This is a genomic window from Candidatus Protochlamydia sp. R18, assembly GCF_000648255.1.
GTDB classification, from domain to species: Bacteria; Chlamydiota; Chlamydiia; order Chlamydiales; family Parachlamydiaceae; genus Protochlamydia; species Protochlamydia amoebophila.
This window is the reverse complement of sequence record NZ_BASL01000222.1, coordinates 1-312: the sequence shown is the minus strand read 5'-3', so window position 1 is coordinate 312 and position 312 is coordinate 1. Positions and strand designations below refer to the sequence as shown.

At 40.7% G+C, this 312-nt stretch carries 1 pseudogene; it reads right to left on the bottom strand.

Annotated elements, in window-relative coordinates:
* Positions 1–312 (bottom strand): annotated as a pseudogene (locus TY19_RS00180) (IS3 family transposase); the annotation flags it as partial.

The window sequence follows — 312 nt, the reverse complement described above, 5'->3', positions numbered from 1 at the left end:
CATCAGTCTAAAAACCCGCTTATGATTAATGACTTTAAGTTTTTTCTCTTTGAGAAGGCAATTGACAATCGCATGGACCCTGCGATAACCGTAAGTCGGCCTGTTTTTAACTACCTCTTTGATTAAAGCTAAAATCTGTTCATTTTCCGCTTTAGAATAAAAGACTGGCTGATGAGGTAAACGCTCTTTAAGCTGCTCCATAAGATTGGATCTTGCCACTTCCATCACCTCTGCTATTTTCCTTAGGCTAAAACGTTTAAGCTTGGCAATGGCTGCCGCGAGATGAGTTTTTTTTCCTGCCCAAGCCTTACA